Here is a 4,326-nt window from a genome sequence, read left to right on the forward strand (position 1 = left end):
TAGTGATAATAAATAGTTATCATTAGGAGATTTATAAAATTGAATATTTGGCAATATCTAAAACCCAAAAATGATAAAACATTTGAAGTATTAGCATTAAAATATGTTGAAAAAGCTTATCCCAGTGAGAGAAATTGGTCCCCAACAAAAGAAACTCGTGATGGAAATAGAGATGCGCAGGTCATCTTTTTTATAGAAGACGGCCAATTTATTAGATGGTGGATGGAAGCAAAATATACCTACAAAGAAAAACTATCTCGGTATCGTCTTGATGCGACTATTGTCACTTCTATCTTACAAAAAAATGTTAAAAAATATTTCTTTGTTACTAATTCGAATATTTCTACTGAGAATATTATTAATATAAAAACTGCAATTACCGAAATTTCTCCCGAAGCGGTTGTACATTTTATAACTAAAACAAATCTAGAAAGTTGGTTAAAACGAAATCCCAAATATATCAAAGAATTTTTTTCTTCCAATATCTCAGAAAAAGATATTGATATATCAGAAATTGAAACTACTTCAACTAGATTTGTTGAAGTGACCACGATAAATTCCTATGCCATTCGAAACCCCAATTTTTCAGTAGATTACCTGTCGTACAATACAGGCTATCGATTGTCCTTTTCATTTTTTTCTTACAATGATGACATAATAGAAATTTTACCTAACAATATAGGAAAATATCCCTGGAGAATTGTTAATACATCTTCTCTTAAGGAGATTCCAGTAAATGCTGGTGAAAATCATATTCAAATAGAATTTCAAATAGTTCCTGACGATAGGTATGATGCTTCACCCAATGGTAGCCAGAATAATTCTTTTATTTACGAAAAAAATCAAGACAGTTATTCTATCTATCATTTTTTCGATTTATGTAAGAAATCTAATAATACCAAAATTTCAATTCTTAGTCCTAAGCATTTTACTTTAATAAAAAATACTGTTATGAAACCTATTTATATAAAATCACAAGAGAATGTCAGACAGAAATTGGAAGAGTATTGTAAAACAACTAGGAATCATACTAAAACTACTCAGATTTTTTCAATTATTTCTCCCTATAAATATGGAAAAAGCTATCTAGTCAAAAATTATTTTTCATCACCTACTATTCAGCAATTCCCCAAAATATTTATATCATTTTCATCGGATGATGTCTACAATTTGGAAAATTTAGTTCAGCTAGTGCATTTTATTTTGTTTCCGTTGCTACACGATCTGGTCATCAAAGAAGATTATCCAACTCCTCTCAGTAGTTCCTTAAAATCATTTATACAACAGTATCAAGCTAAAAATTACGAAGCACTTTTTAGATATTTTCAATTAGACATTCTAACGGACTTTTTTCAGCAATTTAAGGAAACTCAATTCTTTAAATTAGTTATTGTAGAAAACTTTCAATTTTTATCAAACGAATACAAAGAATTTTTTGAACATATAATTCAAGCTTGCTATAATGAAGATTACAATATTTTCTTTGTCGTTACTTCAACAAATCCATTAACTTTTCCAAAAGATGTCATTCACATATCAGAAGTATTATCCCTGGACGGGATAAACCCAATCTATGAACCATTAAAAGAATCCATTAAGAATATAAAACAATTACAGGACTTAAATACTTTTCCTATCTTAAAACTCGAACCCGCTAAACTATTAATTCATTTCAGTAGCAACGAGAATATTAAAAGTTTTGAAGATTTAAGCAAAGAGGAACTTGAAGTAGTAAAGTCTGTTTTCTTGAACTATAGTCTCCCACCAAATGATATTCAAATATATAGCGAAGCAACAATATCTTTATTGGAAAAAAATTTTCTAGGTTTTGACATCAACCAACAACTAGTGCCATTCTCTTCTAATTTATTAGAGGAGTTCTTGAACTGGATTATAGACAATGGGAATGAATTATTTATCTCTGAAAATATAAATTTCAATCATCCTCTCCAGGAAATATTTGTCTCCTTATTTATAGATAAGAATAGAGAAAAAAGTCAAAAAGCAATTGCTACGCTTCAACAATATTTTTCTCATCAAGAATACCATTCAATTTACTATCTCCTTCGCAAATTTAAAGGAGGAGACAACTACTTGAGGTTGTTCTATAGATTTCAAAATGATTATTATTTACTGCACTATTTTTTTGCAATGGCTAATGCAAATGTTGGACAAGATAGTAGTGGATATGCAGAATTTTTAAAACTTTTCAATATACTTGATGAAAAATTAAACTATAATAGTGAATCTGAAATTTTTTAAATATTATATTAAATGTAGTCTATGAAATAATCAATAGTGATTATGAAAACTATCGCTTAGAACAATTTCGAAAACATAGCAAGAAGTTCCATAATTTGCTATCCTATCGTAATGTAAATCATGATCAAGTTCAGACAATTAAATCTAACCAAAAATTTTTGGAGGCTCTGATTAAAACAGAGAACACTTTATTACTAGATTGTAAGCTCTTAGAAGAATTTATGAACTATTCAAAAATAGATGAATATGGAAAAATTTATACCCAACGCCTTGCGAGAATCTTTTATTCAAGTAATATAACACTTGCCAAAGAAATTTTATTTAAAATTGAACCTATTTCAATTGATAAATATAATTATTTTTTAGAAATAGAGAAATTATTTATAAAATTTTTAGAGAATCCTAAGCAAGAACAGTTCTTAATTATCCTACAGAAAGTTAGTATCTTAAAAAAGGACTACCTTAACGACTATAAAAAGTATATTCTTGGATTGGTAGCCGGAGCTATCATTTTAGATGATCAAACAACTCTTAAGAACTTAATCAAAGAAGTCTACGATTCGGGGAAACGTCCCTACAGAGCTCGTCAAAAACTATTTTTTGCTAACATATTTAATTATTTAGAATTAGTCCCAAATAATCAATATCTAGAAATTGAAAACAAATTGAGATTAATTGATAGTTCCCCTCTTCCTAATCATTATAAAAATATTAATTTACACAATCTTAAATTAAGTTGTTCACCAGCTCATGTTGAATTTTATTTAGGAGGTGAGCTGAAAGATAATACGTTTTATTTTGATCCTCGTTCAATATGGTAAGGGAGTCTAATTATTAATACAGTAAAGTAAAGTGATTACGTTCGAATACTCCGTATACCTATTCTAGCGTAGTCATTGATAATTTTTAATATACCTAAATAAACAGATTTTATCATTTCAATTTTTAAATACAAAAATTACAATATATTTACAAAATACTTTCCTGATATTAGGATTAATTTAATAGAACATGTAGAACAATTTATGTTTATAGTATATTTGTATCAATGATGTAAGGTTGAATATGCATTCTAAGTTTTTCTGCTGAAATAGAGGCAAGATACTCATCTAAGTTAATTTGCTGTAATAAATTTTTAACAATAAAAGTCATTTCAGCTTTTTTAATATTTTCATCACTACAAAATTCATTAATTTGTCTAATGATTAAGTTCATAAAATGTTCACAAAAAAGATAGAAGCTTTTCTTATAAATTTCAAAACAATTATTGTTTTCTAAATACACTTTAATTTCTTTCAAAATGAATAACATATCTTCGCTATTTTTGTGTTCAAAAGATTGGACAATTGACCCCTTACGCCGATAATGAAAGTAAGTTGCATCAGGAATACAAATTAATTTAGAGGCTACAAGCATCGTCTTAATACTGAATAGTAAATCTTCAAATTTACGATTCTCAGGAAAAAATATATTATTGTCAATTAAAAATTGACGTAGGTAGATTTTATTAGTTGTTGATGGAACTATGTTTACATCAAAGTTATACTCTTTTGCCATTACCTTTATACTCTCTTCAGGCCCTAATTGTAGCAAAGTATTATACTTACACTTGTAGATTATATCCTTTATGTCGTCGTATTCACGTTTTAAAGTAAACATTCCAATTTCAGATGCACATTGCTCCATATACGTTAGACCTTTTTCTAAATAATCGTAGGAAATCCAGTCATCACTATCTATAAAGCATATGTATTTCCCACGAGCCATCCTTATTCCTAAATTTCGGGCTCCCCCTGCTCCTAAACTTTTCTTAGAATAAAAATAATGAATATCATATTTTTCTGATAAAAATTCTGAAGGTTGCTTTGATGCATCGTCAATAATGATGACTTCATACCTATCCCTAGAAAGCGTATTGATTTTGATAGAATCTAAACATTTCATTATTTGATCTTCGGTATCTTTCATTGGAATAATAATTGTAATATCCATAACTTTCTCCTAATGATAACTATTTATTATCACTAGTATACCATAGTTTCCTATCTTCAGTATGTTTGCGAT

At 28.1% G+C, this 4,326-nt stretch carries 3 protein-coding genes; 2 read left to right on the forward strand and 1 reads right to left on the reverse strand.

Annotated features, from left to right (window positions below; translation table 11 throughout):
- Window positions 1–39 precede the first annotated feature (39 nt).
- On the forward strand, window positions 40–2,262 hold the full coding sequence (locus tag HMPREF9965_RS09345) for a hypothetical protein (RefSeq protein ID WP_001028689.1): 2,223 nt from the start codon (window positions 40–42) through the stop codon (window positions 2,260–2,262).
- Between the two features lie 221 nt (window positions 2,263–2,483).
- Window positions 2,484–3,083 (forward strand): hypothetical protein, encoded by a 600-nt coding sequence (locus HMPREF9965_RS09350; protein ID WP_004243861.1) that lies wholly within the window; start codon window positions 2,484–2,486, stop codon window positions 3,081–3,083.
- Window positions 3,084–3,291: 208 nt separating this feature from the next.
- On the opposite strand, the gene HMPREF9965_RS09355 is transcribed toward HMPREF9965_RS09350, so the two are convergent.
- Entirely contained in the window at window positions 3,292–4,254 is a 963-nt protein-coding gene (locus HMPREF9965_RS09355) for a glycosyltransferase family 2 protein (RefSeq protein WP_004243870.1), read from the reverse strand.
- Window positions 4,255–4,326: the final 72 nt, after the last annotated feature.

The organism is Streptococcus mitis bv. 2 str. SK95, assembly GCF_000222705.1.
Lineage (GTDB): Bacteria > Bacillota > Bacilli > Lactobacillales > Streptococcaceae > Streptococcus > Streptococcus mitis_AY.

Bases quoted from the DNA above. Each gene is read 5' to 3' on its own strand.
- HMPREF9965_RS09355 (WP_004243870.1), bottom strand. From the start codon at position 4,254: ATGGATATTACAATTATTATTCCAATGAAAGATACCGAAGATCAAATA.
- HMPREF9965_RS09350 (WP_004243861.1), top strand. From the start codon at position 2,484: ATGAACTATTCAAAAATAGATGAATATGGAAAAATTTATACCCAACGC.